Source organism: Gordonia cholesterolivorans, from assembly GCF_039531975.1.
GTDB lineage: Bacteria > Actinomycetota > Actinomycetes > Mycobacteriales > Mycobacteriaceae > Gordonia > Gordonia sihwensis.
In genome coordinates, this window is the sequence record NZ_BAAARB010000019.1 from 1 (window position 1) to 25,554 (window position 25,554).

21 protein-coding genes are annotated in these 25,554 nt (G+C 69.8%); 14 read left to right on the top strand and 7 right to left on the bottom strand.

Going from position 1 to position 25,554, the window contains the following annotated elements:
• Positions 1-126: 126 nt before the first annotated feature.
• The 6 genes from ABFX36_RS15145 to ABFX36_RS15170 are packed head-to-tail and all read left to right on the top strand — an operon-like array spanning position 127 to position 9,933.
• The gene (locus tag ABFX36_RS15145) at positions 127-1,575 is read left to right on the top strand and encodes an MFS transporter (protein ID WP_082781273.1); all 1,449 of its coding nucleotides are present in this window, start codon (positions 127-129) and stop codon (positions 1,573-1,575) included.
• Between the two features lie 26 nt (positions 1,576-1,601).
• Positions 1,602-5,117 carry an ATP-binding protein gene (locus tag ABFX36_RS15150; RefSeq protein ID WP_062366976.1) on the top strand — a complete coding sequence of 1,172 codons (3,516 nt, stop codon included), beginning with the start codon at positions 1,602-1,604 and terminating at the stop codon, positions 5,115-5,117.
• A gap of 56 nt (positions 5,118-5,173) precedes the next feature.
• Positions 5,174-6,544, top strand: coding sequence for an FAD-binding oxidoreductase (locus ABFX36_RS15155; protein ID WP_346077061.1), 1,371 nt, complete (start codon positions 5,174-5,176; stop codon positions 6,542-6,544).
• 40 nt (positions 6,545-6,584) lie between these two features.
• Positions 6,585-7,808, top strand: a complete 1,224-nt coding sequence (locus tag ABFX36_RS15160) for a cysteine desulfurase family protein (RefSeq protein WP_222111523.1) — start codon at positions 6,585-6,587, stop codon at positions 7,806-7,808.
• Positions 7,808-8,899, top strand: coding sequence for a tRNA 2-thiouridine(34) synthase MnmA (gene mnmA, locus ABFX36_RS15165; RefSeq protein ID WP_346077064.1), 1,092 nt, complete (start codon positions 7,808-7,810; stop codon positions 8,897-8,899). The genes ABFX36_RS15160 and mnmA overlap by 1 nt, the downstream gene beginning before the upstream one ends.
• The gene (locus tag ABFX36_RS15170; protein ID WP_006895914.1) at positions 8,896-9,933 is read left to right on the top strand and encodes a uroporphyrinogen decarboxylase/cobalamine-independent methonine synthase family protein; all 1,038 of its coding nucleotides are present in this window, start codon (positions 8,896-8,898) and stop codon (positions 9,931-9,933) included. Before mnmA ends, ABFX36_RS15170 begins: the two co-directional genes overlap by 4 nt.
• A 42-nt stretch (positions 9,934-9,975) precedes the next feature.
• Here ABFX36_RS15170 and ABFX36_RS15175 read toward each other — a convergent pair whose 3' ends face one another.
• Entirely contained in the window at positions 9,976-10,365 is a 390-nt protein-coding gene (locus ABFX36_RS15175; RefSeq protein ID WP_006895915.1) for an MmcQ/YjbR family DNA-binding protein, read from the bottom strand.
• A 67-nt stretch (positions 10,366-10,432) separates the two neighbouring features.
• On the opposite strand from ABFX36_RS15175, the gene ligA reads away from it, so the two are divergent.
• Positions 10,433-12,541 carry an NAD-dependent DNA ligase LigA gene (ligA, locus tag ABFX36_RS15180; protein WP_006895916.1) on the top strand — a complete coding sequence of 703 codons (2,109 nt, stop codon included), beginning with the start codon at positions 10,433-10,435 and terminating at the stop codon, positions 12,539-12,541.
• A gap of 596 nt (positions 12,542-13,137) precedes the next feature.
• Here ligA and ABFX36_RS15185 read toward each other — a convergent pair.
• Both ABFX36_RS15185 and ABFX36_RS15190 read right to left on the bottom strand, forming a co-directional pair.
• The gene (locus ABFX36_RS15185) at positions 13,138-13,812 is read right to left on the bottom strand and encodes an ACT domain-containing protein (RefSeq protein ID WP_006895917.1); all 675 of its coding nucleotides are present in this window, start codon (positions 13,810-13,812) and stop codon (positions 13,138-13,140) included.
• A 5-nt stretch (positions 13,813-13,817) separates the two neighbouring features.
• A complete protein-coding gene (locus tag ABFX36_RS15190) occupies positions 13,818-14,156 on the bottom strand; it encodes a YbjQ family protein (protein ID WP_006895918.1) in 339 nt (112 codons plus the stop codon).
• A gap of 170 nt (positions 14,157-14,326) precedes the next feature.
• Between ABFX36_RS15190 and gatC the strand changes: the two genes are divergently transcribed.
• Positions 14,327-14,638, top strand: coding sequence for an Asp-tRNA(Asn)/Glu-tRNA(Gln) amidotransferase subunit GatC (gatC, locus tag ABFX36_RS15195; protein WP_006895919.1), 312 nt, complete (start codon positions 14,327-14,329; stop codon positions 14,636-14,638).
• A complete protein-coding gene (gene gatA / locus ABFX36_RS15200) occupies positions 14,635-16,128 on the top strand; it encodes an Asp-tRNA(Asn)/Glu-tRNA(Gln) amidotransferase subunit GatA (RefSeq protein WP_006895920.1) in 1,494 nt (497 codons plus the stop codon). Before gatC ends, gatA begins: the two co-directional genes overlap by 4 nt.
• On the opposite strand, the gene ABFX36_RS15205 is transcribed toward gatA, so the two are convergent.
• Positions 16,098-17,330 (bottom strand): alpha/beta-hydrolase family protein, encoded by a 1,233-nt coding sequence (locus ABFX36_RS15205; RefSeq protein WP_006895921.1) that lies wholly within the window; start codon positions 17,328-17,330, stop codon positions 16,098-16,100. The genes gatA and ABFX36_RS15205 overlap by 31 nt on opposite strands.
• Positions 17,327-17,962, bottom strand: coding sequence for a hypothetical protein (locus ABFX36_RS15210; RefSeq protein ID WP_081598084.1), 636 nt, complete (start codon positions 17,960-17,962; stop codon positions 17,327-17,329). The genes ABFX36_RS15205 and ABFX36_RS15210 overlap by 4 nt, the downstream gene beginning before the upstream one ends.
• Before the next feature lie 167 nt (positions 17,963-18,129).
• Here ABFX36_RS15210 and ABFX36_RS15215 point away from each other — a divergent pair, with 167 nt between their 5' ends.
• The 3 genes from ABFX36_RS15215 to ABFX36_RS15225 all read left to right on the top strand — a co-directional run bounded on the left by ABFX36_RS15215 (position 18,130) and on the right by ABFX36_RS15225 (position 21,243).
• Positions 18,130-19,407 (top strand): sensor histidine kinase, encoded by a 1,278-nt coding sequence (locus tag ABFX36_RS15215; protein WP_006895923.1) that lies wholly within the window; start codon positions 18,130-18,132, stop codon positions 19,405-19,407.
• Positions 19,408-19,459: 52 nt separating this feature from the next.
• Positions 19,460-20,101, top strand: a complete 642-nt coding sequence (locus ABFX36_RS15220; RefSeq protein WP_006895924.1) for a response regulator — start codon at positions 19,460-19,462, stop codon at positions 20,099-20,101.
• A gap of 110 nt (positions 20,102-20,211) precedes the next feature.
• Positions 20,212-21,243 (top strand): ATP-dependent 6-phosphofructokinase, encoded by a 1,032-nt coding sequence (locus ABFX36_RS15225; RefSeq protein ID WP_006895925.1) that lies wholly within the window; start codon positions 20,212-20,214, stop codon positions 21,241-21,243.
• 3 nt (positions 21,244-21,246) lie between these two features.
• Here ABFX36_RS15225 and ABFX36_RS15230 read toward each other — a convergent pair whose 3' ends face one another.
• Positions 21,247-21,489, bottom strand: a complete 243-nt coding sequence (locus ABFX36_RS15230) for a PspC domain-containing protein (RefSeq protein ID WP_006895926.1) — start codon at positions 21,487-21,489, stop codon at positions 21,247-21,249.
• Positions 21,490-21,615: 126 nt separating this feature from the next.
• On the opposite strand from ABFX36_RS15230, the gene gatB reads away from it, so the two are divergent.
• On the top strand, positions 21,616-23,121 hold the full coding sequence (gatB, locus tag ABFX36_RS15235; RefSeq protein ID WP_006895927.1) for an Asp-tRNA(Asn)/Glu-tRNA(Gln) amidotransferase subunit GatB: 1,506 nt from the start codon (positions 21,616-21,618) through the stop codon (positions 23,119-23,121).
• Positions 23,122-23,133: 12 nt separating this feature from the next.
• On the opposite strand, the gene ABFX36_RS15240 is transcribed toward gatB, so the two are convergent.
• A complete protein-coding gene (locus ABFX36_RS15240; protein WP_062366969.1) occupies positions 23,134-24,276 on the bottom strand; it encodes a PQQ-dependent sugar dehydrogenase in 1,143 nt (380 codons plus the stop codon).
• A gap of 81 nt (positions 24,277-24,357) precedes the next feature.
• On the opposite strand from ABFX36_RS15240, the gene ABFX36_RS15245 reads away from it, so the two are divergent.
• Positions 24,358-25,518, top strand: coding sequence for a DoxX family membrane protein (locus ABFX36_RS15245; RefSeq protein ID WP_231650254.1), 1,161 nt, complete (start codon positions 24,358-24,360; stop codon positions 25,516-25,518).
• The last annotated feature ends 36 nt before the right edge of the window (positions 25,519-25,554 follow it).

The following is a 25,554-nucleotide window of genomic DNA, read 5'->3' on the forward strand; positions in this document are numbered from 1 at the left end:
CACCAGAAAGGTGCTCCTTGCCCTGCTTGTGATTGTCGTTTCGCAACAACAATTATTGCAGCTCAGAGCACCTTTCTTCATGAAAACGGCAGGTCAGGCGAATTCAGCGATGAAAGCCCGAGGCTAATGGAACACATTGATCGAGTTTCCCGGCGCGGCCGGGACCTCTCCCAGACGATGACGACCGCGGTGGTCTGCGCCGCCACCGCGATGCTGATGCTCGACATCGCCGTGGTGAACACCGCCCTTCCCGCGATGGCGCGCGAGTTCGATGCCGGCATGGCCTCGCTCAAGTGGGTGGTCGACGGCTATACGCTCGCACTCGCGACTATCGTGCTCAGCGCCGGTGCATGGTCGGACCGCTACGGGCGACGACGGGTGTTCATCCTCGGCACCGTGGGATTCACCGGGGCGTCGATCCTCTGTGCGGCCGCTGTCGGCATGCCGATGCTGATCGTCGCCAGGGTGGTGCAGGGGCTGGCCGCCGCGCTGTTGTTCGCCTCGTCGCTCGCTCTGCTCGCCGGCGCGTTTCCCCGGCGGTCCGATCGGGCGCGGCCGCTCGCGGTGTACGGCGCGACCATCGGCGCGTCGTTCGCGGTCGGTCCGCTGCTCGGCGGTCTCCTCACCGAATTGCTCGCCTGGCGATCGATCTTTCTCATCAACGTGCCGGTCGGCCTCGTCATCCTGGCGGGGGTGCGCCACGTCGCGGAGTCGCGCAGCAGCGCGCCCCGACGCGGCGACCGCCGGGGACAACTCGCAGTGGTGATCGGACTGGCCGCGCTCACCTACGGCCTCGTCGAGGCGAACGAGCGGGGCTGGACCGATCGCGCGACGGTGGCCGCCTTCGCCGTCGCGGTAGCGGCTCTCGCAGGATTCATCAGTGTCGAAAGGAGAGTAGACCAGCCGATGCTGCCCCTGGCGATGTTCGCGAATCGCTCATTCGCCGGCGCACAGGTCGCGGTCTTCGCGATCTCGGCGTCGATGTTCGCGGTCTTCGTGTACGTCACTGTCTACTTGCAGGGTGTCCTCGGCATGTCGCCGATCGGCGCCGGGCTCGTGTATCTGCCGGGAACTGTGGTCATGCTGGCCGTCGCCGGTGTCACGGACCGTTTCCTGACCTCTGTTCCGCCCGGCCGGGCCCTCGCGCTCTCGCTGGTGGCGGTCGCGGTCGGGATGGCGATGATGACGCTCGGCGGTGTGCACAGCAGCGGTCTGGTGATGGTTCCCGGATTCGTCGTCGCGTGCATCGGCGCCGGGGTGTTCAATCCGGTGATGAGCGGTGTCGTGCTCAGTGAGAGCCACGGTGACGATGCCGGACTGGCCGCGGGAATCAACGACGCCTTTCGGCAGTCCGGGATCGCACTGGGTGTCGCTGCGCTGGGAGCCCTGTTCCCCGCGCAGTCCGTCCTGGCGGGCGGATCCCCGGCGGAATTCGTCGACGGTCTGCGGCTGGCACTGTGGGTGAGCTGTGGGACGGCTCTCGTGGGAGCGGCAGCGGCCGCAGTGTGGATCAGGCAGGCGCGATCGGATGCGACGCCTGCCGAAGCCGACGACCGCCCGCGCGTCGCATTCTAGAATCGACGGGATGAGCTGGGGCTGTGATGCTTGAGTACCGGGTGCTGGGGCCACTCGTCGTTCGGCGTGACGGCATGCCCGTCGACCCCGGGTCGCCCAAGCAGCGCGCGGTCCTCGCGGCGCTGCTGCTGGCCCGTGGCGCCGTCGTTTCGACCGATCGGCTGGTGCACGCGGTCTGGGGAGACGATCCGCCCGCGGCGGTGGCGACCAGTCTGCAGGCTTACATCTCGAATCTCCGCAGACTGCTGCGTGACGCATCCGGTGCGTCTCCGATCGAGCGGGTCAGTCCCGGCTACCGGTTGGCGGTGGGCCAGGATCGGTTCGATCTGCTGGAGTTCGGGCGACTGGCCGGCGAGGCGCGCGATGCGGTCGACGCGTTTGACTGGGAGACCGCGCTGTCTGCCTCGACAGCCGCTCTGGCGCTCTGGAGGGGGCCGTTGCTGGAGGAGTTCGAGGACCGCGATTGGATCGAAGTGGAGTCGACGGCGCCGACCGAGCTGCGGCGTGCGGCCACCGAGGCTCAGATCGCGGCGCTCCTTGCGCACGGCGATGTGGCGACCGCACTCGTCGCCGCGACTGAGTTGTGCCGCCAGGACCCGCTCCGGGAGCGGAGCGTCTGGCTGCGGATGGTCGCACTGTATCGCGACGGTCGGGCCGGGAGCGCTCTCGAAGCGTACGCGGCGTATGTCCGCGATCTCGACGTGGAACTCGGCCTCGACCCGAGCGCTGAACTGCGTGAGCTGCAGGGTGCGGTGCTCAGGCACGACCCCGAGCTGGCAGCCTGGCCGCTGACTCCTCGCTGGACCGGCGCCCGGCCGGTGTCGTCCCCGGAACCGCGAGCCGTCCAGCCCGTCGAGACGCAAGAGCTCGCGGGCGAGGTGGCCCGCGATATCGGGGCGCCGCTCGTCGGGAGGGAGGATGCGGTGCGCGTGCTCCGCGAATTGCGTACGGCGGGCACCGGCACCCGCTGGCTGATCCTGTCCGGACCCGCCGGCATCGGCAAGACTCGTCTGGCCGAGGAGGCGGTCCACCTCGCCGAGGCGGCGGGGGATCGGGCTGTGTGGGTGCGCTGCCCGGACACCGAGGGCGTTCCGGCATGGTGGCCCCTGCGCCAGCTCTGCCGCGCGTTGAACGCGGACACGGATCTGCTGACGGTCTCCGACGGCGCCGACGCCGACGCGGCCCGTTTCGAGGTCTACGACCGCGTGCAAGCCCTCCTCGAACACGAGAGCGCGACGAAACCGCTGACGATCGTCGTGGACGATGTCCAGTGGGCCGATGCGATGTCGCTGGGACTGCTCCGCTACCTTGCGCCGGTACTTCGGGATGCGCCGGTCACCGTCGTCCTGACACTGCGGGAGGAGGAGGCGACCGACGCCGCGCAGTCGCTCCGCGAGGCCGTCGCACGATCCGGCGGCCGACTGCTCGACGTGCCGGAGCTGTCGCGCGAGGCGGTCGGTGAGCTGGTGCGGGCGGTGGCGGACACCGATTTGTCGGCCGCCGAACTCGACCAGCTGGTGGCCCGGACCGGTGGCAATCCGCTGTATGTGACCGAGTATGCCCGGCTGCCGGAGGAACAGCGCCGCGACGTGATCCCGGCGGCGGTCAGATCGGTGCTCGGTCGCCGGCTGGCGACACTCGATCCGACCGTCCGCGAGGTCATCGGCCACGCCGCGGTGATCGGCGAGGAGATCGACATAGCGATGTTGTCGGAACTGACCTCCCGCAGCGTCGACGCGGTCGCCGACTGTCTCGACGAAGCCGCGGACGAGCGGATCGTCGTCCCCTTGCCGAGCAGCGGTGGACTGACCTTCGCCCACGCACTTCTGCGCGACGAGGCCGAGACGATGTTCGCGCCGCTGCGCCGTTGCCGGATCCATCTGCGGGCCGCCGAACTGCTCGCGGCGCGGAGCGGCCCGGAGATGAGCGCCCGCCGCGCAGCGCACCTGCTCGACGCGTTGCCGGTGGCCGAGGTGCCCGACGTGGTCGCCGCCTGCCGGGAGGCGGCGCACGATGCGGCGGTCCGCTGGGACTCGGAGAGCGCAGCGCACTGGCTCAGCCGCGCGCTCCGGACACACGAGACACTGGCGGGTCCGGAAGCGTCGGTCGACGAGCGGGACGCGCTGCTTACGGGCATGCTGCACGCGCAGGTCCGCGCCGGACGGGCTCAGCTCGTCCTGGACACGGTCGAGGCCATGCTGGTGCGGGCGATGCGTGACGGGAGCACTGTCACGGTAGGGCGTCTCGCGGGTGTTCTACTGCGTGCGGGCGGTGGTTGGCCGTGGATCTCGCCGACCGCCGAGACCGGGTCGCTGCACGAGGTCCTCACCGCAGCGGTCGACATCGTCGACGGCGACTCCATAGCATTGGTTCGAGTGCTGGGAGCGCTCGCGATCGGACACTGCTATCACCGGGACGCCTCGGTGCCTGCCGGGCTTCTGGAGCGAGCCGCCGAGGTGGCCGCTGCGGTCGGCGATCCCGATGTGATGGCCGACGCGATTCTCGCGCGCCTCATCACCTACTCCGGGGTCTCCGGACGCGCGGCCGAGCTGATCTCGCTGGCCGATGACCTGACCGCGCTGCCTCACGCGGATGCCGAACTCGACGAGGTGATCGCGGGTTCGGTCGTGACGATGGCCGCGATGACGCTCGGCGACATCCCGCAGACGAAGGCTCGTCTGCGTGCGGCGATCGCAGGCAGTGAGCGCATGCGACTGCCGGTCCTGCGCGCGCAACTGCGCTGGATGGAGGCCGCGCTGGCGGTCTGGCACGGCGACTTCGCGCTTGCCGAAGAGCACTTCCGGACCGCCCTCGCGGTCCATCGGCAGACGGAACTGTATGTTGCGGGCTCCGGGGCGCTCGCGCTGATGGCGACGGCGAATCAGCGGGGCGTGTTCGACGACGTCGTCGATGAGGTGCTCGGCACCGGCGGCGGGGACCGCATGGAATGGGTGCGGACGGTGATGTCCGCGGCGCCCGACAATCGGGTATCGACGCTGCTGGCCGCGGGTGTGGCGACCGTGGCCGTCGAGCACGGCGACGCCGCGCTGGTCCAGTCGATGATCGATCTCTGGCGGGCGGACGACCGCCCGATGATCTGGACGTCGCTCGCGCAGGCCGTGGTGCTGGCGAATCTCGTGGTCGAGGAGCGCTTCGTCGACGACGCGCGGGCGTTCATCGATGTGCTCGCCCCCTACGCGGGGCATATCGCGACGGTCGGTCAGGTCGGTTGCGTCGGCCCCGTCGACCTGGCGCTCGCCGGCCTCTACGACCTGATCGGTGACGATGCGGCCGCGGACGCGGCGCTGGGTCGCGCACGAGCGCTCTCGATCGCCGGGGACAGCCGGCCCGGGCTGCTGCGCTGCCGCCTCTTCGAAGCTCTGCGGGCACCTGACTCGGCCGACCGTGCGAGGGAGATCGCGGCGATCGCCGCGCAGGCCCGTGCGCTGGGCCTCCAGGCAGTAGCCGACGTCGCGCACGCCGCCGAGCGTAGGACGAGTGTGCCAAGGGCAGTCCAAGAAGGATGCAAGCGCACTGAGTGACAGTCGGTTCGGGACAGGTGCGGATCCCCGCGCCGCCGTGAACCGGGAGACATGCCATGACCTCACACGCCATCGATCGCGCCGACATCGCCGACCTACGAACGCGGGTACGCGGAGCGGTGCACCGGCCGTCGGACGACGGGTACGAGACGATCGGATTCAACGTCGCCGTGTCACGCCGCCCCTGGGCGGTCGTCGACGCTGCCGACGCCGCGGACATCGCCGCGGTGATGACGTTCGCGGGAGACAACGGGATGACTGTCGCCGTCCACTCGACCGGGCATGGCGCGATTCCCATCGACGGGCGCTCGCTGCTTGTACGCACCGGCGGTCTCGACACCCTGGAGATCGATCCCGCAGGGCGTACCGCGCGCGTCGGCGCCGGGGTGCGGTGGCAGCGGGTCCTCGACGAGTCCGCACCGCACGGTCTGGCCCCGCTGTGCGGGTCGGCACCGTCTGTCGGCGTGATCGGATTCCTGACGGGCGGCGGCATCGGTCCGCTGGTGCGAACTGTCGGATCCTCCAGCGACCACGTCCGTTCGTTCGAGGTCGTGACCGGTGCCGGACGGGTGGTCCGGGCGTCGCACGATGAGAACGCCGAGTTGTTCTGGGGGCTGCGGGGCGGCAAAGCGACTCTCGGTCTGGTCACCGAGGCGGTGATCGATCTGCTGCCGATCCCGGAACTGTACGCCGGTGCGATGTACTTCGACGGCGCCGACGCACCCGCGGTTCTGCGTGAATGGCGGACATGGAGTGCCTCGCTGCCGGTCGAGGCGAACACCTCCGTGGCACTGCTGCGACTGCCAGAGCTGCCGACGGTGCCGCCGATGCTCGCCGGCCGCATGACGGTCGCCGTCCGCTACGCCGCGTTGACTTCGCGCGATGAGGCGCAGCGGCTGTTCGCGCCCATACGTGCGGTCGCGCCCCCGCTGCTCGATGCGGTCGGCACGATGCCCTACGCGGCGATCGGCGCGATCCACGCCGATCCCGCAGACCCGATGCCGGTCGCTGAGGACGGCTGCCTGCTGCGAGAACTCCCCGAAGAAGCGGTCGACGCGATCCTGGCCTCCGCCGGACCGGACGTCGAATCGCCTCTCCTCATGGTGGAACTGCGACTGCTCGGCGGCCGGTTCGCGCGGACGCCGCAGGTCGACAGCGCACTCTGTCACCGATCGGCGCCCCTGCATCTGTACACGGTCGGGATTCTGGCGCCGCCGATCGCGGAACAGGTTCCGGTCGCGGTCGCGGGACTGGTGGAGACCATGTCGGCGTACTCCGACGGATACCGGCTGCCGAACTTCACGGCGACCTCCGACGCCGGCGTGACGGCGCGTTGTTATGACGAGCAGACACGCGCCTGGCTGCGTGCGCTCGCCGGCCAACACGATCCGCGCGGCGTGCTCCGAGTCGGACAACTGGCCCGGTGATTTCCGGGCAGTGCGACGTGCGACTATCGTGGAGCGCGTCATGTCGCTGCCCTACCCTCCCGTCTACCTCGACAACGCCGCGTCCACCGCGCTAGTACCCGAAGCCGCCGCGGCGATGGCGGCGGCGTGGGCACACCCGGGGAACGCCTCCTCGCTGCACGGCTCCGGCCGGGCGGCCCGACGGATGCTGGAGGAATCGCGCGAGTCGATCGCCCGCGACCTGGGAGCCCGTCCGTCCGAGGTGATCTTCACCGGCGGCGGCACCGAATCCGACAATCTCGCGGTGAAGGGGATCTTCGAGGCGCGCCGCCGTGAGGACCCTCGGCGCCGCAAGATCGTCATCTCGGCGATCGAACACCACGCGGTTCTCGATCCGGCGCAGTGGCTCGCCGACGAGGCCGGCGCCGAACTCGTCGTGCTGCCGGTCGACGGTCACGGGTTCGTCAGTCCCGACTCGGTGCGCGCGGCGCTCGAGGAGCACGCCGGCGAGGTGGCGCTGATCTCGGTGATGTGGGCCAACAACGAGGTCGGGACGGTGCAGCCGATCGCCGAGATCGCCCGGCTCGGCGCCGAAGCCGGGATTCCGGTCCACTCGGACGCCGTAGCCGCCGTCGGCCACCTGCCGGTCGACTTCGCGGCGAGCGGGTTGTCGGCGATGACTGTCGCGGCACACAAGTTCGGCGGTCCGCAGGGGACCGGAGTGCTGGTGATCGGCCGTGACGTGGCCTGCGTGCCGCTGCTCCACGGCGGCGGTCACGAGCGTGACCTCCGGTCGGGGACCCCGGATGTCGCGTCGGCCGCGGGAATGGCGGCGGCCCTGCGGACGGCGGTCGCTGGATGCGACACCGATTCCCGGCGCGTCGCCGCCTTGCGCGACCGGCTCGCGGGAGTGCTGGGCGCCGTCGACGGTGTGCGGATCAACGGTGCGCTGCCCATCGAGCCCGACCTCGCGCTGCCGGGCGTGCTGCACGTGTCCATCGACGGGTGCGAGGGTGATTCGCTGCTCATGCTCCTCGACGCGAAGGGAGTGGAGTGCTCCACCGGATCGGCCTGCACCGCGGGTGTCGCGGCGGCCAGCCACGTGCTGCTGGCGATGGGTTTCGACACTGCGACCGCCCGCGGATCGCTCCGGTTCTCGCTGGGAACCGGCAATACGGAGGACGACGTCGACCTGGTCGGCGAGGTGATCGGCGAGGTGGTCGATCGTGCCCGGGCCGCCGGACTGCTGTCGGCGGTCGGAGCGCGGGCTGGAGGTGAGAGCTGATGCGGGTACTCGCAGCGATGAGCGGAGGGGTCGACTCGGCGGTCGCCGCTGCGCGTGCGGTGGACGCCGGTCATGAGGTGGTCGGAGTCCATCTGGCGTTGTCGACGGCGCCCGGTGCCCTGCGCACTGGTTCGCGCGGCTGCTGTTCGCGCGAGGACGCCGACGACGCCCGGCGCGCGGCCGACCTGCTCGGCATCCCGTTCTACGTGTGGGACTTCGCCAACCGTTTCAAAGAAGATGTGATCGACGAGTTCGTCGCCTCGTACGCGGCCGGTGAGACGCCGAACCCCTGCCTGTCGTGCAACGAGAAGATCAAGTTCGCGGCCTTGGCCGAACGCGCGGTCGCGCTGGGCTTCGACGCGCTCGCCACCGGGCACTACGCACGGTTGGCCGACGGCGAACTGCGCCGTGCCGTCGACGCCGACAAGGATCAGTCGTACGTGCTGGCCGTCCTGGACCACGAGCAGCTCTCGCGTGCCATGTTCCCGGTCGGTGACACCCCGAAGCCGCAGATCCGGGAGGAGGCCGAACGCCGCGGGCTCGCGGTCGCCGATAAGCCCGACTCCCACGACATCTGCTTCATTCCGAGTGGCGACACGCGAGCCTTCCTCGGCGCGCGGATCGGCGTGCGGCCCGGGGCCGTTGTCGACTCGGCGACGGGCGAGAGGCTGGCCGAGCACGACGGCGTCCACGGATTCACCATCGGTCAGCGCAAGGGCCTCGGGATCGAGGCGCCCGCCGCCGACGGCCGTCCGCGCTACGTGACGGGGATCGATCCGGAGAGCGGGACGGTGACGGTGGGCGCCGCGGCCGATCTCGAGGTCACCGCGATCACCGCGGGTAAGGCGGTGTGGACCTCCGGCCGCACCCCGGACGGCCCGGTGGAGTGCGTGGTGCAGGTGCGCGCGCACGGCGGACTCGCGCCCGCAGTCGCGACGCCGGTCGAGGGCCCCGACGGCCCCGGCATCCGGATCGATCTGCGCGAGCCGCTTCGCGGTGTGGCGCGTGGGCAGGCGGCCGTGCTCTACGCTCCGGACGAGGTCGAAGGCGACCTGGTGATCGGCTGCGGCCGGATCACCGGCTCGGAGTGACAGCGCAGGCGGCCGGGACGGGGCTGCCGGCCGGAGTCGGCACCGGCGTCGGCTCCATGCCCGGCACCGATCCGTCCGAGGCGGTGCGCATCGCGAGCGGCGAACTCGATCTGCCGTTCCTTCCCGAACTCCCCGCGCGGGGAGTGGGAGCCGACATGATCGGCCGGACCGGCGCGTTGCTCGTCGACCTGCCGCTCGACATGGTGCATCACGCCTACCGGCTCACCGATCACCCCAACACCACCACGCGGCGCGCGCGGGACTGGCTGCGCTGGGACCTCGATGCTCTCGAGGAGCATTGGGAAGCCTCCGGGCTCGTCGGCTCCGGACGAACCGTGAAGGTGCAGGCGTGCGGGCCGCTGACCTTCGCCGCGAACGCCGAGCTGCGCGGAGGCCACAAGATCGTCAAGGACCGCGGTGCGGTTCGTGACATCGCGGCGTCGCTGACCGAGGGACTGCGCGGGCACGTCGCCGAGGTGACGCGACGGCTCGGCGCGAAGGTGCTGGTGCAGCTCGACGAACCCGACGTGGGGCGGGTGATCGATGGCACCGTCACCCCGCTGACCCGCCTCGACCCGATTCGGCCGATCCCGGCGCCCGACGCCGCCGAGTTGATGCAGGGCGTCGTCGACGGCCTCGACGTGCCCGTTCTTCTGCATTCGTGTCGACGCCCGCGGTGGGACCTGACCGATCGACTCGAGCGGGTCGCGCTGTCGATCGATCTGACGAGACTGCGACCGGACGCCGACTACGACCGGCTCGGAGCCTTCGTCGACAGCGACGGAGTGCTCGCTGCGGGGCTGGTTCCGGCCACCGAGCCGGAGGCCCCGGTCGACGCCGAGACGCTCGCCGGTCGTCTCACCGAACTGATCGACCGGATCGGCCTGCCGCGTCGGGTCTTGCGCGACAACATCCTGGTCACACCCGTATGCGGCCTCGCGGGGGCCACGGGATCGTGGGCGACGCGGGCCCTGTCGCTGTCGTCGGAGATCGCCGCGGGACTGGCCGCGGATCCGGACTACCGCTCCTCGTAGCGTCGTCGCGGCCCCGGCCGATCGGCGCCCGTTCCGGACGTCTCAGACGTCGCTCTCCAACTGTGCGACCGCGCGCTTGGGCGCCACCTGCCGGAAGCTGGCGTCGAGCAGTTCGGCCACCTCGTCCCAGTCCGAGTCGGCGGTCAGGTCGATGCCGAGCCATCCGTAGGCGCCGACGTACGCGGGGACGAAGAAGCGGGCGTCCTGGATGAGCGCCTCTCGCTCGAGCGGGTCGGGGATGAACAGGAGCGCGGTGTCGCGGCGGATCTTGGAGCCCTTCTCACCGCCGCCGTACATGGCGAACATCTTGCCGCAGCGAAAGGTCGGACGGCCGTGCGCAACCTTCTCGGTGGCTTCCGGGAGTGCCAGTGCCACGGTTCGGAGTCGTTGCAGGATCGGATCGTCGTCGGAGAACATGATGGGGTGCGGCATGCCGGTAAGCGTAGTGTCGGCGTTCGTCGGACGCGGCCATGTCGCAGGGCTCGGTTAACCTGAACGCGTGAGTGAGGGCGAGGGGACAGACACGGCAGGATCGGCCGCAGCGGAGGCGGGCGCCGATTGGGCGCGGGAGTGGGCGCTGCTCGCCGAGGAGGTTCGCGGGCATCAGTTCCGCTACTACGTCCAGGACGCGCCTGTGATCAGCGACGGAGAGTTCGACTCGCTGTTGCGCCGGCTGCAGGCACTCGAGGACGAGCATCCCGAACTGGCGGTGCCCGATTCGCCGACGAAGCTGGTCGGCGGCGGCTTCTCGACCGACTTCACCTCGGTCGACCATCTCGAACGGATGATGTCGCTCGACAACGTCTTCGATTACGACGAGATGCGCACCTGGGTCTCGCGTACCGAAGCCGAGATCGGCGCCGGGACCGAGTTCCTGTGCGAACTCAAGATCGACGGGGTAGCGCTCTCGCTGGTGTACGAGAAGGGCACGCTGGTCCGGGGAGTGACCCGGGGCGACGGCCGCACCGGCGAGGACGTGACACTCAACGCGCGCACCATCACCGACGTTCCGCACGATCTCGACGATTCGGTGCGCCCGGTGCCTGAACTCCTGGAGGTCCGCGGTGAGGTGTTCTTCCGAGTCGAAGACTTCCAGAATCTGAACGCCTCCCTCGTCGAAGAGGGGAAGCCGCCGTTCGCGAATCCGCGCAACTCGGCCGCCGGCTCTCTGCGCCAGAAGAATCCGCAGGTCACCGCGCGGCGCCGACTCCGGATGATCTGTCACGGGATCGGGAAGGTGGAGGGCTGGAGGCCCGAGTCGCTGCACGAGGCCTACCTCGCGCTGGGCGAGTGGGGGCTGCCAGTCTCCGACCACACGAAGAAGGTGACCGGGGCCGACGAGATCATCGAGGCGATCGCGTACTGGGGCGAGAACCGGCACTCGGTGGAACACGAGATCGACGGCCTCGTCGTCAAGGTGGACGATGTGACGCGCCAGCGCCGGCTGGGTGCGACTTCACGCGCACCGCGCTGGGCGATCGCGTACAAGTACCCGCCGGAAGAGGTCACGACCAAACTGCTCGACATCATGGTCGGCGTCGGACGGACGGGCCGCGTCACGCCGTGGGCGCTGATGGAACCGGTGCTGGTCGCGGGATCGACCGTCTCCCGCGCGACACTCCACAACGCCTTCGAGGTGAAGCGTAAAGGCGTCCTGATCGGCGACACCATCACCATTCGCAAGGCCGGCGACGTGATTCCCGAGGTGCTCGGTCCGGTCGTCGAACTGCGCGACGGTACCGAACGCGAGTTCGTGATGCCGACTCGATGCCCCGAGTGCGGAACCGAACTGGCCCCCGCGAAGGAGGGCGACAAGGACATCCGCTGTCCCAACCAGCGCTACTGCCCGGGACAACTGCGCGAACGGCTGTTCTATCTCGCGGGCCGCGGCGCATTCGACATCGAAGCGCTCGGATACGAAGGGGCGCAAGCACTTCTGTCGAGCGGCGTGCTGACCGACGAAGGCGACCTGTTCTCGCTCACTGCCGACGATCTGGTCAAGACCGACCTGTACACCACGAAGTCGGGTGCGCTCTCGGCCAACGGTCGGAGATTCCTGGACAACCTCGACAAGGCCAAGCGGGTCCCGCTGTGGCGGGTGATCGTCGCGCTGTCGATCCGCCACGTCGGGCCCACCCCGGCGCGGGCTCTGGCCACCGCTTTCGGCGACCTCGAAAGCATCCAGAACGCCTCCGTCGACGAGTTGGCGCAGGTGGACGGTCTCGGCCCCACGCGGGCGGCGAGCGTGCACGACTGGTTCGCCGTCGACTGGCACCGCGAGATCGTCGCCAAATGGCGTGCCGCGGGGGTGGCCATGGCCGATGAGCGGGACGAGTCGATCGAGCGGACGCTCGACGGCAAGACGATCGTGGTCACCGGTTCGCTCGTCGACTTCTCCCGCGACGGAGCCAAAGAGGCGATCATCGTGCGCGGCGGCAAGGCGTCGGGCTCGGTGTCGAAGAAGACCGACTACGTCGTGGTCGGCGACTCGCCCGGCAGCAAAGCCGCCAAGGCCGAAGAATTAGGCGTTCCGATCCTCGACGAGGACGGCTTCAAACAATTGCTGGCGACCGGGTCTGCGGGAGAGTCGGAGTCGGAGGACGATTGATGCGTGCGCCGTTTCGACTCGCGGAAGACCCCAGGTCCGTCGAGTGAGCCGGTGAGCGTAGCGAGCAGGCGCATCGAGACTGCGCATGCTGTTTCGACTCGCTGCGCTCGCGGAAGTTTCTAGGTTCGTCGAGTGAGCGTGTGAGCGTAGCGAGCGCGCGTATCGAGACTGCGCGTACTGTTTCGACTCGCTGCGCTCGCTCAACCAGCCTGGGGATTAGCCGAGGTTCGTCGAGTGAGCGTGTGAGCGTAGCGAGCAGGCGTATCGAGACTGCGCGTGCTGTTTCGACTCGCTGCGCTCGCTCAACTGGCCTGGGAGGTGCTCGCTCAGCTGGCCGGGGAAGACCCAGGTTCGTCGAGTGAGCGTGTGAGCGTAGCGAGCGCGCGTATCGAGACTGCGCGTACTGTTTCGACTCGCTGCGCTCGCTCAACTGGCCTGGGAGGTGCTCGCTCAGCTGGCCGGGGAAGACCCAGGTTCGTCGAGTGAGCGTGTGAGCGTAGCGAGCGCGCGTATCGAGACTGCGCATGCTGTTTCGACTCGCTGCGCTCGCTCAACCAGCCTTGGAGCGCTCGCTCAACCAGCCTTGGAGCGCTCGCTCAACCGCCCTGGGTGTTCGGCTTTCTCTTCAGGACGGTGGCGATGATGCCGGTCAGGTAGCCCAGGCGCGCGACTTCCGCAGGGCGGAAGTCGGGACCGCCGATCCGGCCGAGGAGCAGGGCCTTGCCGTCGTCGCCCAAGGGGGCGGCGGCCAGCCTGGTCCCCATGTCACGCCATCCCTGAGGGATCCATTCGGCTTCGGAGTCGAACGCCACCGCCCGGTCGAGGGGCAGCCAGTCGGCCGTCTCCAGGGCCGTCTCGGGGGCTCCCGAACTGCCGTAGAGGCGCAGCACGTCCGGACCGGGGCGGGAGATCACCATCGCCCACGACACGCGGAGCACACGGGGCGCGTAGTCGGCCAGCACCTGCAGGCGGTCCTTGCCGCCCGCGGCGACGAGGTCGATCAACTCGAGTTCCTGATGCGTGTCGAGGACCCCGTCGTGCGGACGGAGAGAGTCGACGTGCACGCCCGCGACCTTCTCCGCGGCGGTGATGAGGGTGTCGGGCAGCGCACCCGAGGGCAGGTCGACCACCAGGTCGTCGACGGCGTAGCCCTCGCCTCGCTCGATCACCTCGAGCGAGCGGATGTCGGCACCGACGGCGCCGAGTTGAACGGCGAGCATGCCGAGACTGCCGGGACGGTCGTTCAGCAGAACGCGAAGCAGATACGACACCGGAGTCAGCGCGGCTGCTGCTCGAGCGGACGCACACCCACAGCCGTGCCGTACGCGCACACCTCGACGCCGCCGGATCCGGCGTACTCATTCGTCTCGAAGCGGAATGCGAGAACCGCGTTGGCCCCCTTGCTCTGAGCTTCGGCGGCCAAGCGACTCAACGCTTCATGACGCGCCTCGTGCAGCAACTGGGTGATGCCCTTGAGTTCGCCACCGGCGATCGACTTGAAGCTGGCGCCGATGTTGGAACCGATGTGTCGCGACCGCACCGTGAGGCCGAACACCTCGCCGAACACGTGCTCGATCCGGTAGCCCGGCAGTTCGTTGGTGGTGACGATGATCATGTGTCCAAGTTAACCGGTGCGGTGCACTCCGGCCACTCCGCGATCATTCACCCGGAGCACACCTCCCGCGCGGGCTCGGTCCGAAGCGGCCGCATATCCTGGTAGGCAAGTCCCACTGTCCTGAGCTCGTGCGGTGTTCCGTGACGAGTGCGTGTGTAGAGAGGTCGACGATGTCCACCGATTCCCAGCCGGCGATCAGCCGGGACGAGGTCGCGCATCTCGCGCGACTGTCCCGCTTGGCGCTCGACGACGACGAACTCGACCGATACGCGGCGCAGCTCGACTCGATCCTGAGCCACGTCGCGCAGATCTCCGAGGTGGCCGCCGACGACGTGCCGCCCACCGCACATCCCGCCGAGTTGCGCGACGTGCTGCGCGAGGACGTCGTCGTCCCGAGCCTGACCGCAGAACAGGCGTTGTCGGGGGCGCCCGCCGTCGAACAGGAGCGCTTCGCCGTTCCGCAGATTCTGGGAGAGGAATGAGCGTGAGCGACACCCGCAGCGCGAACGAGATCACAGGCCTGTCCGCAGCCGACCTCGCGGGCAAGATCGCCGCTCGCGAACTGTCGTCGGTCGAGGTAACCCGGGCACACCTCGACCGCATCGAGCAGATCGACGGACAGCTGGGCGCATTCCTGCACGTCGGCGGCGACGAAGCGCTCGCCGCGGCGGAGGCGGCCGACCAGGCGATCGCTTCGGGTGAGGCGCCGTCCGCTCTGGCCGGCGTCCCGATCGCGCTCAAGGACGTCTTCACCACCGTCGACGCCCCGACCACCTGTGGGTCCAAGATCCTCGAAGGATGGGTCTCGCCGTACGACGCGACCGTCACGGCCAAGCTCCGTGCCGCGGGCATCCCGATCCTCGGCAAGACGAACATGGACGAGTTCGCGATGGGCTCGTCGACCGAGAACTCGGCCTACCAGGTGACCCGGAATCCGTGGGACACCACGCGTATTCCGGGCGGTTCGGGCGGCGGCAGCGCCGCGGCACTCGCCTCGTACCAGGCGCCGCTGGCCATCGGCACCGACACCGGCGGCTCGATCCGACAGCCGGCCTCGGTCACCGCGACCGTCGGCGTCAAGCCGACCTACGGAACCGTGTCGCGCTACGGACTCGTGGCGTGCGCGTCGTCGCTCGATCAGGGCGGCCCCTGCGGACGCACCGTGCTCGACACGGCGCTGCTGCACGAGGTGATCGCCGGGCACGATCCGCGCGACTCCACCTCCATCGACGCGGCGATTCCCGATGTCGTCGGCGCCGCGCGCGCCGGCGCGTCCGGCGACCTGTCGGGTGTGCGCATAGGCGTGGTGAAGCAGTTGCAGGGCGAGGGCTACCAAGCCGGTGTGCTGGAGTCGTTCCAGGCGGCGTGCAAGCAGCTGACCGATCTCGGCGCGACGATCGTCGAGGTCGACTGCCCGCACTTCTCGTACGCGCTCGGCGCCTACTACCTGATCCTGCCGTCGGAGGTGTCGAGCAACCTGGCCCGCTTCGATGCGATGCGGTACGGGCTCCGGGTCGGCGACGACGGTTCGCACAGCGCCGACGAGGTCATGGCACTGACCCGCGAGGCCGGCTTCGGCCCGGAGGTCAAGCGCCGCATCATGATCGGGACGTACGCGCTGAGCTCCGGTTACTACGACGCGTTCTACGGTCAGGCGCAGAAGGTGCGCACGCTCATCGCTCGCGACTTCGCCGCGGCATACGAGGACGTCGACGTGCTGATCTCCCCGACCACCCCCACCACGCCGTTCAAGCTCGGAGAGAAGGTCGACGATCCGCTGTCGATGTATCTGTTCGACCTGTGCACGCTGCCGGTGAACCTGGCGGGCACCGCGGCGATGTCGGTTCCGTCGGGGGTCTCCTCCGACGACGGACTCCCGGTCGGCCTGCAGATCATGGCACCGGCACTGGCCGACGACCGGCTGTACCGGGTCGGTGCGGCCTACGAGGCGGCCCGCGGGCCGGTCGGCTGACAGCCTGCCGGCATGTTCCCGGCGGCGAGCCCCTGCTCGACGCCGTAACGGTGCCCGTGTCCCGCGGGAACCTTCAGTGAGCCCGCGAGGTCGAGGACGGTACCGACCATCGACACGACCGGCAGCCACGGCGGAGACTCGCTGTGGTGCCGGTCGTCGCCGTCTCCGGGAATGCGGTCGATCGGATGCCACAGCAGCGACGGAGCGAACCCGGGGACGGGATCGTCGGCGTTGGCCAGCACCACCCGCCGCTCGCACGGTGCGACCCGGTCGACCGACCCCGCCGGCGGCCCGGCGAGCACTGTCCCGGCGAGTTCGACCCCGGAGTCGTTCGCCCAGCGGCGCGCGGCGTCGGCTCCCACCGCTCCCAGGCTCTGCCCGGCGAGGTACACGCGGGGCCGCCGCGCTTCGGGCAGGCCCGAGATACGGGACCAGACGGCGTCGAGGACCGCGGACGCGGAGGTCCCCGCACGATCCGGGGAGGAGATGAACGCCCGCCACGACGCGACGTCGTCGTACTGCAGGGCGACGACCCGGACCGATCCGCCGAAGTACCCGGTGAAGCCGTCCACCGTTCCGGCGTCGATCCATCCCGAGCCGGTTGGCACGGCCACCACGACCGCGCGTGCCTCGCGACCGCCGTCGGCCACCCAGCGATCGGCCAGGCGCTCGGCGCGGTCCCGGACCGAGCCGGGTTCGCTCAGCGGGCTGTAGAGCATCACGGGGCGCTCGGGAACATCCGGTCCCGACGCCTGTGCGGGCGCGGGCAGCCCGATCGACGCCGCCGCGACCACCGCGACCATTCCGAAGCCGGCCCACACCCGTCCTGGGATCGCGACGACCGCGGCCGCGGCGGCGACCGGGATCGCGCACACGGCCAGGACCCACCCGGGGCCGATCGGCGGGGCACCCACCGCGGCCCGGACCGCCGACTCGTGACGCGCCGCGAGCCCGACGGCCGCACCGGCGACCACGAGCCCGGCGGCGAGGACGCCCCCAGAGACCGGGGCAGGTGGACGGTCACCGATCCGGTCTCGAAGCGCGCCGACGCCGGCACCGACGGCCATCCCGAGAAGAGTCAACGCGAGGCCGGCGACGGCGGCGACCAGCGCGGAGCGGGGGAGCATGCCGGGGGCGAGAGCCAGCAGGCGACCGGCGAGAGCGCCGGCGGCCACCGCGGGACGCACCCGCAGGCGGTTCATCGCAACCCCACTGTCTCTGCGGTTCGGGAGAGATAGCCGAGGACGATCGTGCCGCCCGACTCGCGCACCGGCGGGCCCGAATGCTGCCGCCAGGTGTTCACCGCCAGGCCGGTCCGCGCGGTCTCGGCGGCGGCGTGGCACAGCGGATCGTCGCAGACGGCGTGCATGTCGTCGATCAGTCGGCCGTCGAGGGCGGTGCGAGCCCAGGCTCCCGCGGGCCGGCCGGTGGAATCGGAGTACCGGAGCAGGTCGTATCCGAGATCGTGCGCACGGCAGGCGTCGGTGAATCGGTCCGGCAACGGGACCGGCGAGGAACAGTCTCCGGCCGGGTTGAGGGGGCGGCCGTCGATCACCACCGGTCGATACCCGAGTCGTCGGGAGAAGTCGGCGGGCAGATCGCGCATGGCGTCGAGCGGACGGTCGCCGACCAGGTCCGCGATGGCGCGTTCGGCGGCTGTGGCCGGCCGGGCCGGGGGAGCGGCCCGATGCGAGTCCGCCAGCGCCGAGCTGATCGGCAGCAGCCCGAGGACTCCGACGGTCAACGCCGCGCCGGTCGAGAGCCGGACGACCCACCGGCGGATACCTTGTCGCCCAGGGGAATCGGCTGAGTCAGCGGAGGTGTTCGAGGTCATGTCCCGAACGCTATGGCCGGGTGGCACCACACCGGATCGCTCGCAACGGGGGTCTTGCACCCCGCGCGCGAGAGTGAGACCGCAGGGAACCCTGCGACTGGGGAACCGGTCGGATCTCACTCTCGCGGGGGAGGTGGCGACCCGGCTCGGGCTCCTATCGTCGAACTGTGAAGTCTCCCTCTGCCGTCCGTCGCCGGACCGCCGCCGCGGTCGGGCGGGTCCGTGACCGGATCGCGCTCGACCGCATCAGCGACCCGGCGCTGCACCGATACCTGTCGCACTGGCGCAACTGGCTCGCCGCCCTGGCCGCGGTCAGCATGATCTCGGTGTGCTGGCCGGTGCTCGGCGAGGTCACTCGCCTGCCCGCGTTCCTCCTGCCCGCCTTCGCGATCCTCGGCTGCGGCGGCATCGCGCTCGTGTTCGCCGGCGAGGAGGCGGTCAGGTACGGCTGGGCGTCAACGGTCATCACCTCGGCCGTCGCGTCGTTGGTTCCCAACGACGGACCGTGGCCGATGCCGATCCCGTTGTTCCTGGCGCTGCTGGCGATGACCGTCGCGGCGCTGTGGACCCAGCCGCTCAAGCGGCTGCCAGTGGTGCTGGCCGCCGTCGCGGGCGCCTTCGTCGTCGGCTTGCCCTTCGATGCGCTGGTGGGCTGGATCTTCGGGCTGGTCGTCGTCGGCATGGCCGTCGCGTTCCTGCGCTACCGTGCTCGCTCGCAGCGCGAGATCGCGGAGCAGACCGAGGAGACCGAGGTGCTGCGAGCCCGAGAGGCCGTACTCGCCGAACGCTCACGCATCGCGCGCGACCTGCACGATATCGTCGCGCACCGCATGTCGATGGTGGTGGTGATGGCGCAGACCGCACCCTACCGGCTGGCCGCGGCCGCCGATGCCGAGGAGGTGGGGCCCGGGGCCAAGGCGGAGTTCGACGCGATCGCCGACGCCGCCCGCGAATCGCTCGACGAGGTGCGCCAGCTGCTGGGCGTGCTTCGCCCGCACGGCGACGCCGCGGACACCGCGGCGCTCGCTCCGGTCCAGGGCCTCGGCGACGTCCCCGAACTCATCGAGGGCGTGCAGGCGGTGGGCGTGGATGTGGAACTGACCGACACCTCCGACCATTCGTCGGTGGCGCAGACGGTCGGCGCTGCCGTGTATCGGATCGTTCAGGAGGCGGTCACGAACGCCACCCGCCATGCGCCCGGGGCGGCGATCGCGGTCCGCATCGAGGAGGATCCCGTGCACGAGGGGAGACTCGACGTCGAGATCGTGAACGGGTTGGCGACGCAGCCGCTCGGCGCGACCGTCGGCGGCGGGCACGGCATCCTGGGAATGACCGAACGCGCCCACGCCGTCGGCGGGAGTCTCACCGCGGCGGCGCGGCCGGGCGGCGGTTTCGCCGTCCGCGCATCTCTGCCGATCGGTCCGTCGGTGAGGGCGGTCGCGTGAAGCGCCCGGGCGTGAGCGCCGCGCCGCGGCCCGGCGCACTAGGCTGACCCTCGTGCCGACCACTGTCCTCATCGCCGACGACCAAGCGATGGTCCGCGCCGGTTTCGCGGCACTGCTGGGCGCCGCCGACGACATCACCGTGCTCGGGGACGCCGAGGACGGGCAGGTCGCCGTCGACCAGGTGCGCCGCCTCAAACCCGATGTGGTCCTGATGGACGTCCGGATGCCGCGACGCGACGGCTTGTGGGCCGCGGAGCAGATCATCTCCAGCGGGTCGGCCACCAGAGTCCTGATGCTGACGACCTTCGACATCGACGATTACGTGTACGCCGCCCTGCGGATCGGTGCGTCGGGCTTCCTGCTCAAGGACGCGCCGGCAGACGAGCTCGTGCGCGCGGTCCGAGTGGTGGCCGCTGGCGACGCGCTGTTGGCGCCCTCGGTCACCAGACGCCTGATCGAGCAGGTCACCTCCCGGACCACGCGCAAGGCCACCGCGGCCGCCGACTCGCTCACCCCGCGGGAACTCGAGGTGCTCCTGACCGTCGCCGACGGCAAGTCGAACGGTGAGATCGCCGCCGAACTGTTCGTCTCCGAACAGACGGTGAAGACCCATGTGAGCAACATGCTGGCCAAGCTGGGTCTGCGCGACCGCGCGCAAGCGGTGGTCTTCGCCTACGAGAACGGCCTGAAGTAGGAGGTCGATGCCGCGCACCGGTCCGGAACTGGCCGACGTGCTGCCACCGGGCACGGATCGTGTTGTGATGGACGCGAACCCGGTTTCCTTTCAGAGAGGGGTCGCACCCGATGGCGCGCTTCGGCATTCTGACATCCGGCGGAGACTGCCCCGGTCTCAACGCGGTGATCCGCGGAACCGTCCTGCAGGGCAGCACGGTCCACGATCAGGAGTTCGTGGGATTCAGAGACGGGTTCTGGGGGCTGGTGTACGGCGAGGCGATCGACCTCGACCGATCCGTGGTGCGAGGCATCTCCCAGCAGGGCGGCACCATTCTGGGAACCAGCCGCTTCGGTCCGTACACCGAACCCGACGGCGGGCCGGAGAACATCAAGCGGGCACTCCAGCGGATCGGGGTGGACGGCGTCATCGCCGTCGGCGGCGACGGGACCATGGCGGCCGCCAACAGACTGCTCGGCGACGGCATTCCGATCGTCGGCGTGCCCAAGACGATCGACAACGACCTGCAGGCGACGGACTACACTTTCGGTTTCAACACCGCGGTCGAGATCGCGACCGAGGCCGTCGACCGGCTGCGCACCACCGGCAATTCGCACAAGCGGTGCATGGTTCTGGAGGTGATGGGCAGGCACGCCGGATGGATCGCGATGTACGCGGGTGTCGCGGCCGGCGCCCACGCGATCCTCATTCCGGAGCAGCAGGAGTCGCTCGAGCAGATCTGCGAGTGGGTGGTCAGCGTCCGCGACCGTGGTCGTTCGCCGATGGTCGTCGTCGCCGAGGGCTTCATGCTGCCGGAGATGGAGCAGGCGCACTCGTACAAGGGCATGGACGAGTTCAACCGGCCGCGGCTGGGCGGGATCGGCGAGATCCTCGCGCCGCTCATCGAGGAACGGACCGGGATCGCCACACGCGCCACGGTGCTCGGCTACATCCAGCGCGGCGGTGTGCCCAGCGCATGGGACCGGGTCCTCGGCACCCGCTTCGGCCAGGCGGTGAGCGACCTCGTCGCGGACGCGGGGTGGGGGTCCATGGTGGCACTGCGCGGCACCGACATCGTCCGGGTCCCCTTCGAGGAGGCCGTGGGCCACACCAAGACGGTGCCGCTCGAGTACTACCGCGGAGCGCGCGCGATCTTCGGCTGAGGGCTAGCGGTTCTTCGGGATGATCGCCCAGAGCAGCAGGTACAGAAGCACCTGCGGGCCCGGGAGGATGATCGACGCGACGAAGGCGACGCGGACCCAAGTGGAGTCGATTCCGAAGTACTCGGCGATGCCGCCCGCGACACCGCCGATCATCTTGTCGGTGGTCGAGCGGGTGAGTCGTTTGGCGGGGCGGACGGGCTCGGCGTCGTACGCGTCGCCGGCTCCCGGAAGGGCTGGATCGGTCATGGTGTTCTCCTCGGTTCGGATCGGTCTCGGTTCGGGCGTCCGCCCGATGACTCGAACGTAGGCCCCGGCGGCGCTATCGGGCATCGGGAAGCACCCTGACTTCGGCCCCCAGATACGATGGGACGCATGAGTGCCGCTATCGACGAACTGATGGACTTCGACGACGTCATCGAGACTTACGACCCGGTCATGGGCATGGAGGTCCACGTCGAGCTCGGCACGGCGACCAAGATGTTCTGCGGTTGCCCGACCACGTTCGGCGGCGAGCCGAACACCCAGGTGTGCCCCGCCTGCCTGGGTCTGCCGGGGGCGCTTCCGGTCGCCAACGCGAAGGCCGTCGAATCCGCCGCGCGCATCGGCTTGGCGCTGAACTGCTCGATCCGGGAGTCGAGCGTGTTCGCGCGGAAGAACTACTTCTACCCGGACCAGCCGAAGAACTATCAGATCAGTCAGTACGACGAGCCGATCGCCTACGACGGCTACCTCGACGTGCTGCTGAGCGACGGCACCACCTGGCGGGTGGAGATCGAGCGCGCCCACATGGAGGAGGACACCGGTAAGTCGCTGCACATCGGCGGCGCCACCGGGCGCATCCACGGTGCCAGTCACTCGTTGCTCGACTACAACCGCGCGGGCGTCCCGCTCGTCGAGATCGTGACCCGCCCCATCGAGGGTGCGGGCGAGCGCGCACCGGAGGTGGCCCGCGCGTACGTGACCGCCCTGCGCGATCTGCTCAAGTCGCTCGACGTGTCCGACGTCCGCATGGACCAGGGATCGATGCGCTGCGACGTGAACCTGTCGCTGATGCCCAAGGGCGCCGCCGAGTTCGGCACCCGCACCGAGACCAAGAACGTCAACTCGCTCAAGTCGGTCGAGGCCGCGGTCCGGTTCGAGATGAGCCGGCAGGCCGCGATCCTGTCGGCCGGCGGCGAGATCATCCAGGAGACCAGGCACTTCCACGAGTCGGACGGAACCACGTCGGCGGGCCGTCGCAAGGAGACCGCCGAGGACTACCGTTACTTCCCGGAGCCGGACCTGCCCCCGGTGCTCGCGAGCCCGGAGTGGGTGGATTCGCTGCGCGCCACTCTGCCGGAGTTGCCGTGGATCCGCCGCGCCCGCATCCAGGAGGAGTGGGGCGTGTCCGACGAGGTGATGCGCGATCTGGTGAACGTCGGCGCCGTCGACCTCATCATCGAGACGGCCGAAGCGGGTGCCTCACCCGACGCCGCCCGCAGCTGGTGGGTGTCGTTCCTGGCCCAGCAGGCCAACACCCGCGAGATGGAGCTGGCGGAACTCGCCATCACTCCCAAGCAGGTCGCCGAGGTGATCGGCATGGTCGACGAGGGCAAGCTGACCAACAAACTGGCCCAGCAGGTGGTCGTCGCCGTGCTCGACGGTGAGGGCGAGCCCGCGCAGATCGTCGCCGATCGCGGTCTCGAGGTGGTCCGGGACGATTCCGCGCTGCAGAAGGCGGTCGACGAGGCACTCGCCGCGAACCCCGATATCGCCGACAAGATTCGCAGCGGCAAGGTGCAGGCGGCAGGCAAGATCGTCGGCGATGTCATGAAGGCGACCCGCGGTCAGGCCGACCCGGCCCGCGTCAAGGAACTGGTCCTCGCCGCGTGCGAGTGATGATGCGCGCGCTCAGGTGAGGTCTTCGCCGGCCTTCGGGAGGTAGATCGCGACGCGATCGTCGTAGCTCTTCACGTCCGCACCTCGGGTGGCCTTGTTGACGGTGGCCATCTGCGCAGCCCCCGCGACACTGGTCATGCGGCCCACCGCTCCGTACGACTTGCGGAAGTCCTGCGGGCTCGGCTTGCCGACCGATGTGCTTCCGGCGGCCGGCCGCATGAACGTGTCGAGCCGCTGTGCCTTGGCGATCGACACCGCTATCCAGTCCTTGCCGACGGCGCAGCCGCTCACCCCCGGCCGATTGGGCCAGCTCCACAGCGTCTGCAGACCGCGAGGGCCGACCAGGGAGAGCCGATCGCCCGGCGCGCCGCTGTCGGCGACGTACAGCTGGCCGTCGGAGGCCGGTGACGGGCAGAGCGCGACGTTCGACCCGAGCCCCGACGCACGGATGTCGGGCTTCGGGTCCGCGACGTTCGGGTCGATCGAGAAGATCTTGCCCGCGAGCGAGGCCGGGTTCGACGCGGCGGCCGGATCGCCCGCATCGCCGGTCGCGACGATGAGCTCGGTCGGCGACGCGAACGAGATCGATCCCATGTTGCCGGTCGCGCCCTTCGGGATACCGGTGAGAATCGGCTTCACCGACCCGGTGGGGGCGATCCGGACCACGCGATTGTCGGACCCGGTGGTGATCAGCGCGTAGATCAGCTGATCCTCGGCGTACGTGGGCGACATCTCGAAGTCGACGAGCCCGCCGTCGCCGGAGGCGTCCACCTCCACGCCGGCGACCGCACGCTGCGGACCGTACCGCTTGGACAGAATGATCTTGCCGGTGGTCCGTTCGGCGACGTACGTACTGCGTCCCGACGAGTCCGCGGGCCGCACACCTCCGGTGGACGCCAGACACGTGGCGATCACCGCCGGATCCGGGTCGACGCAGGGCCCGGTCGGCGGGGGACCGCCGCCCTGATCGTCCGACGGAGGCGCCGGAGGCTGCTCGGGGGCCTGCTGCATGGTGGGCGGCGCAGTGAAGGAACCCTGGTCGGCGGCCTGGTCCTCTTCGCTGAAGTTCACACACGACGTCGACGCCAATACGACGGCCACCGCGGACGCCGCGGCGAGCAGCGCGCGGCCGGCAGTCCGGGAGTGTGATGGCATTCCACCACTCTAACGATCGTTACCAAATCGTCGGGTGCCGCTCGGCCCTCACGCGGGCGCACGGCCATAGAGTCGGTAACCGTGAGTAGTTCCGATGACAAGCCAGGGACCGGAGGGGATCCGTCGGCTGCGGGCAGTCCGTACGATGAACCGACCGACGCCATCGAGCGACCTCGGGTGCGTCGGCCGAAGCCCGACAACGACAGCTTCTTCGACAGGCACGGCCGCAGGCCGGAGCCCGCGGTTCAGGATGCGATCGACGAGAAGGCCGCACGCGAGGAGGCCGTCGAACTCGACGAGTCGCCCACTGAGACGCTGCCGGTCACCGAGCCGACCGAACCCGTAGCCACGCTGCCCGACGGTTCACCGCCGGACGATGACGCGAAGACCGCGGTGATCATCAGTTCGGGGGGTGCCGCAGCCACGGAGAGCCCGATCAAGAAGAGCTCGTCGGACGAGCCGGTGCACACCGAGCCCTTCGTCAACGACGAGGACGACGGTGAGGACCCCGGCGAGCGCAGGGGATACGCGGAGCATCTCACCGAACCGCCGCTGCCTTACATCGAGCCGCAGCCCACCGCACCGCTGCTCGAGCCCGAAGACGACTACGTGGGGGCACCGCAGCCGCGCGACGAAGAGGAGTACGTCGCCCAGGCTCCGGAGCCGGTGATCCGGCGCGGAACGCTCGATCTCGGCTTGCTCATTCTGCGCGTGGTGGTGGGCGTGACGTTCACCCTGCACGGTCTCCAGAAGCTCACCGGCTGGTTGAACGGACCCGGGCCGGACGGCTTCGCGCAGTTCCTCGCCAACAAGCCGAATCCCGGCATCGGGTTCCACGACAACGCCACGACGGCGCTCTCACTCGTCGCCGGAGTCAGTGAGACCGCGGGCGGCATCCTGCTGATCCTGGGGCTGCTGACGCCGATCGCCGGGGCGGCGGTGCTGAGCAGCATCCTGGTGGCAGGCACCTACAAGGCGACGCTCGCCGGCGGCCTCTGGTTCTTCTCGGCCGACGGCGGAGGCAACGGGCTCGAACTGGAGATCGTGCTGGCCGCCGCGGCGGCGGCGCTGATCCTCACCGGGCCCGGCACCTACTCCTTCGACCGTCGCTGGGGATGGTCGCGCAGGCCGGCCTGGGGTTCGGCCGCCTGGTTCATCGTCGGCGTCGGCGTCGCCGTGGCCGTCTGGATCGTTTTCAACGGCACCAATCCGCTCGATTCGCCGGGGAACCCGACGTCCTGACGTACTCCTGAACTCATATGCCGTATTCCGTGACCC

What these genes read in the sequence shown, in the direction of transcription:
- ABFX36_RS15190 (WP_006895918.1), bottom strand. Translation starts at nt 14,156, where the DNA reads ATGATCATCGTCACCACCAACGAACTGCCGGGCTACCGGATCGAGCAC.
- ABFX36_RS15160 (WP_222111523.1), top strand. Translation starts at nt 6,585, where the DNA reads ATGTCGCTGCCCTACCCTCCCGTCTACCTCGACAACGCCGCGTCCACC.
- gatA (WP_006895920.1), top strand. Translation starts at nt 14,635, where the DNA reads ATGAGCGTGAGCGACACCCGCAGCGCGAACGAGATCACAGGCCTGTCC.
- ABFX36_RS15155 (WP_346077061.1), top strand. Translation starts at nt 5,174, where the DNA reads ATGACCTCACACGCCATCGATCGCGCCGACATCGCCGACCTACGAACG.
- gatC (WP_006895919.1), top strand. Translation starts at nt 14,327, where the DNA reads ATGTCCACCGATTCCCAGCCGGCGATCAGCCGGGACGAGGTCGCGCAT.
- mnmA (WP_346077064.1), top strand. Translation starts at nt 7,808, where the DNA reads ATGCGGGTACTCGCAGCGATGAGCGGAGGGGTCGACTCGGCGGTCGCC.
- ABFX36_RS15150 (WP_062366976.1), top strand. Translation starts at nt 1,602, where the DNA reads ATGCTTGAGTACCGGGTGCTGGGGCCACTCGTCGTTCGGCGTGACGGC.
- ABFX36_RS15225 (WP_006895925.1), top strand. Translation starts at nt 20,212, where the DNA reads ATGGCGCGCTTCGGCATTCTGACATCCGGCGGAGACTGCCCCGGTCTC.
- ABFX36_RS15240 (WP_062366969.1), bottom strand. Translation starts at nt 24,276, where the DNA reads ATGCCATCACACTCCCGGACTGCCGGCCGCGCGCTGCTCGCCGCGGCG.
- ABFX36_RS15210 (WP_081598084.1), bottom strand. Translation starts at nt 17,962, where the DNA reads ATGACCTCGAACACCTCCGCTGACTCAGCCGATTCCCCTGGGCGACAA.
- ABFX36_RS15175 (WP_006895915.1), bottom strand. Translation starts at nt 10,365, where the DNA reads ATGCCGCACCCCATCATGTTCTCCGACGACGATCCGATCCTGCAACGA.
- ABFX36_RS15205 (WP_006895921.1), bottom strand. Translation starts at nt 17,330, where the DNA reads ATGAACCGCCTGCGGGTGCGTCCCGCGGTGGCCGCCGGCGCTCTCGCC.
- ABFX36_RS15145 (WP_082781273.1), top strand. Translation starts at nt 127, where the DNA reads ATGGAACACATTGATCGAGTTTCCCGGCGCGGCCGGGACCTCTCCCAG.
- ABFX36_RS15230 (WP_006895926.1), bottom strand. Translation starts at nt 21,489, where the DNA reads ATGACCGATCCAGCCCTTCCGGGAGCCGGCGACGCGTACGACGCCGAG.
- gatB (WP_006895927.1), top strand. Translation starts at nt 21,616, where the DNA reads ATGAGTGCCGCTATCGACGAACTGATGGACTTCGACGACGTCATCGAG.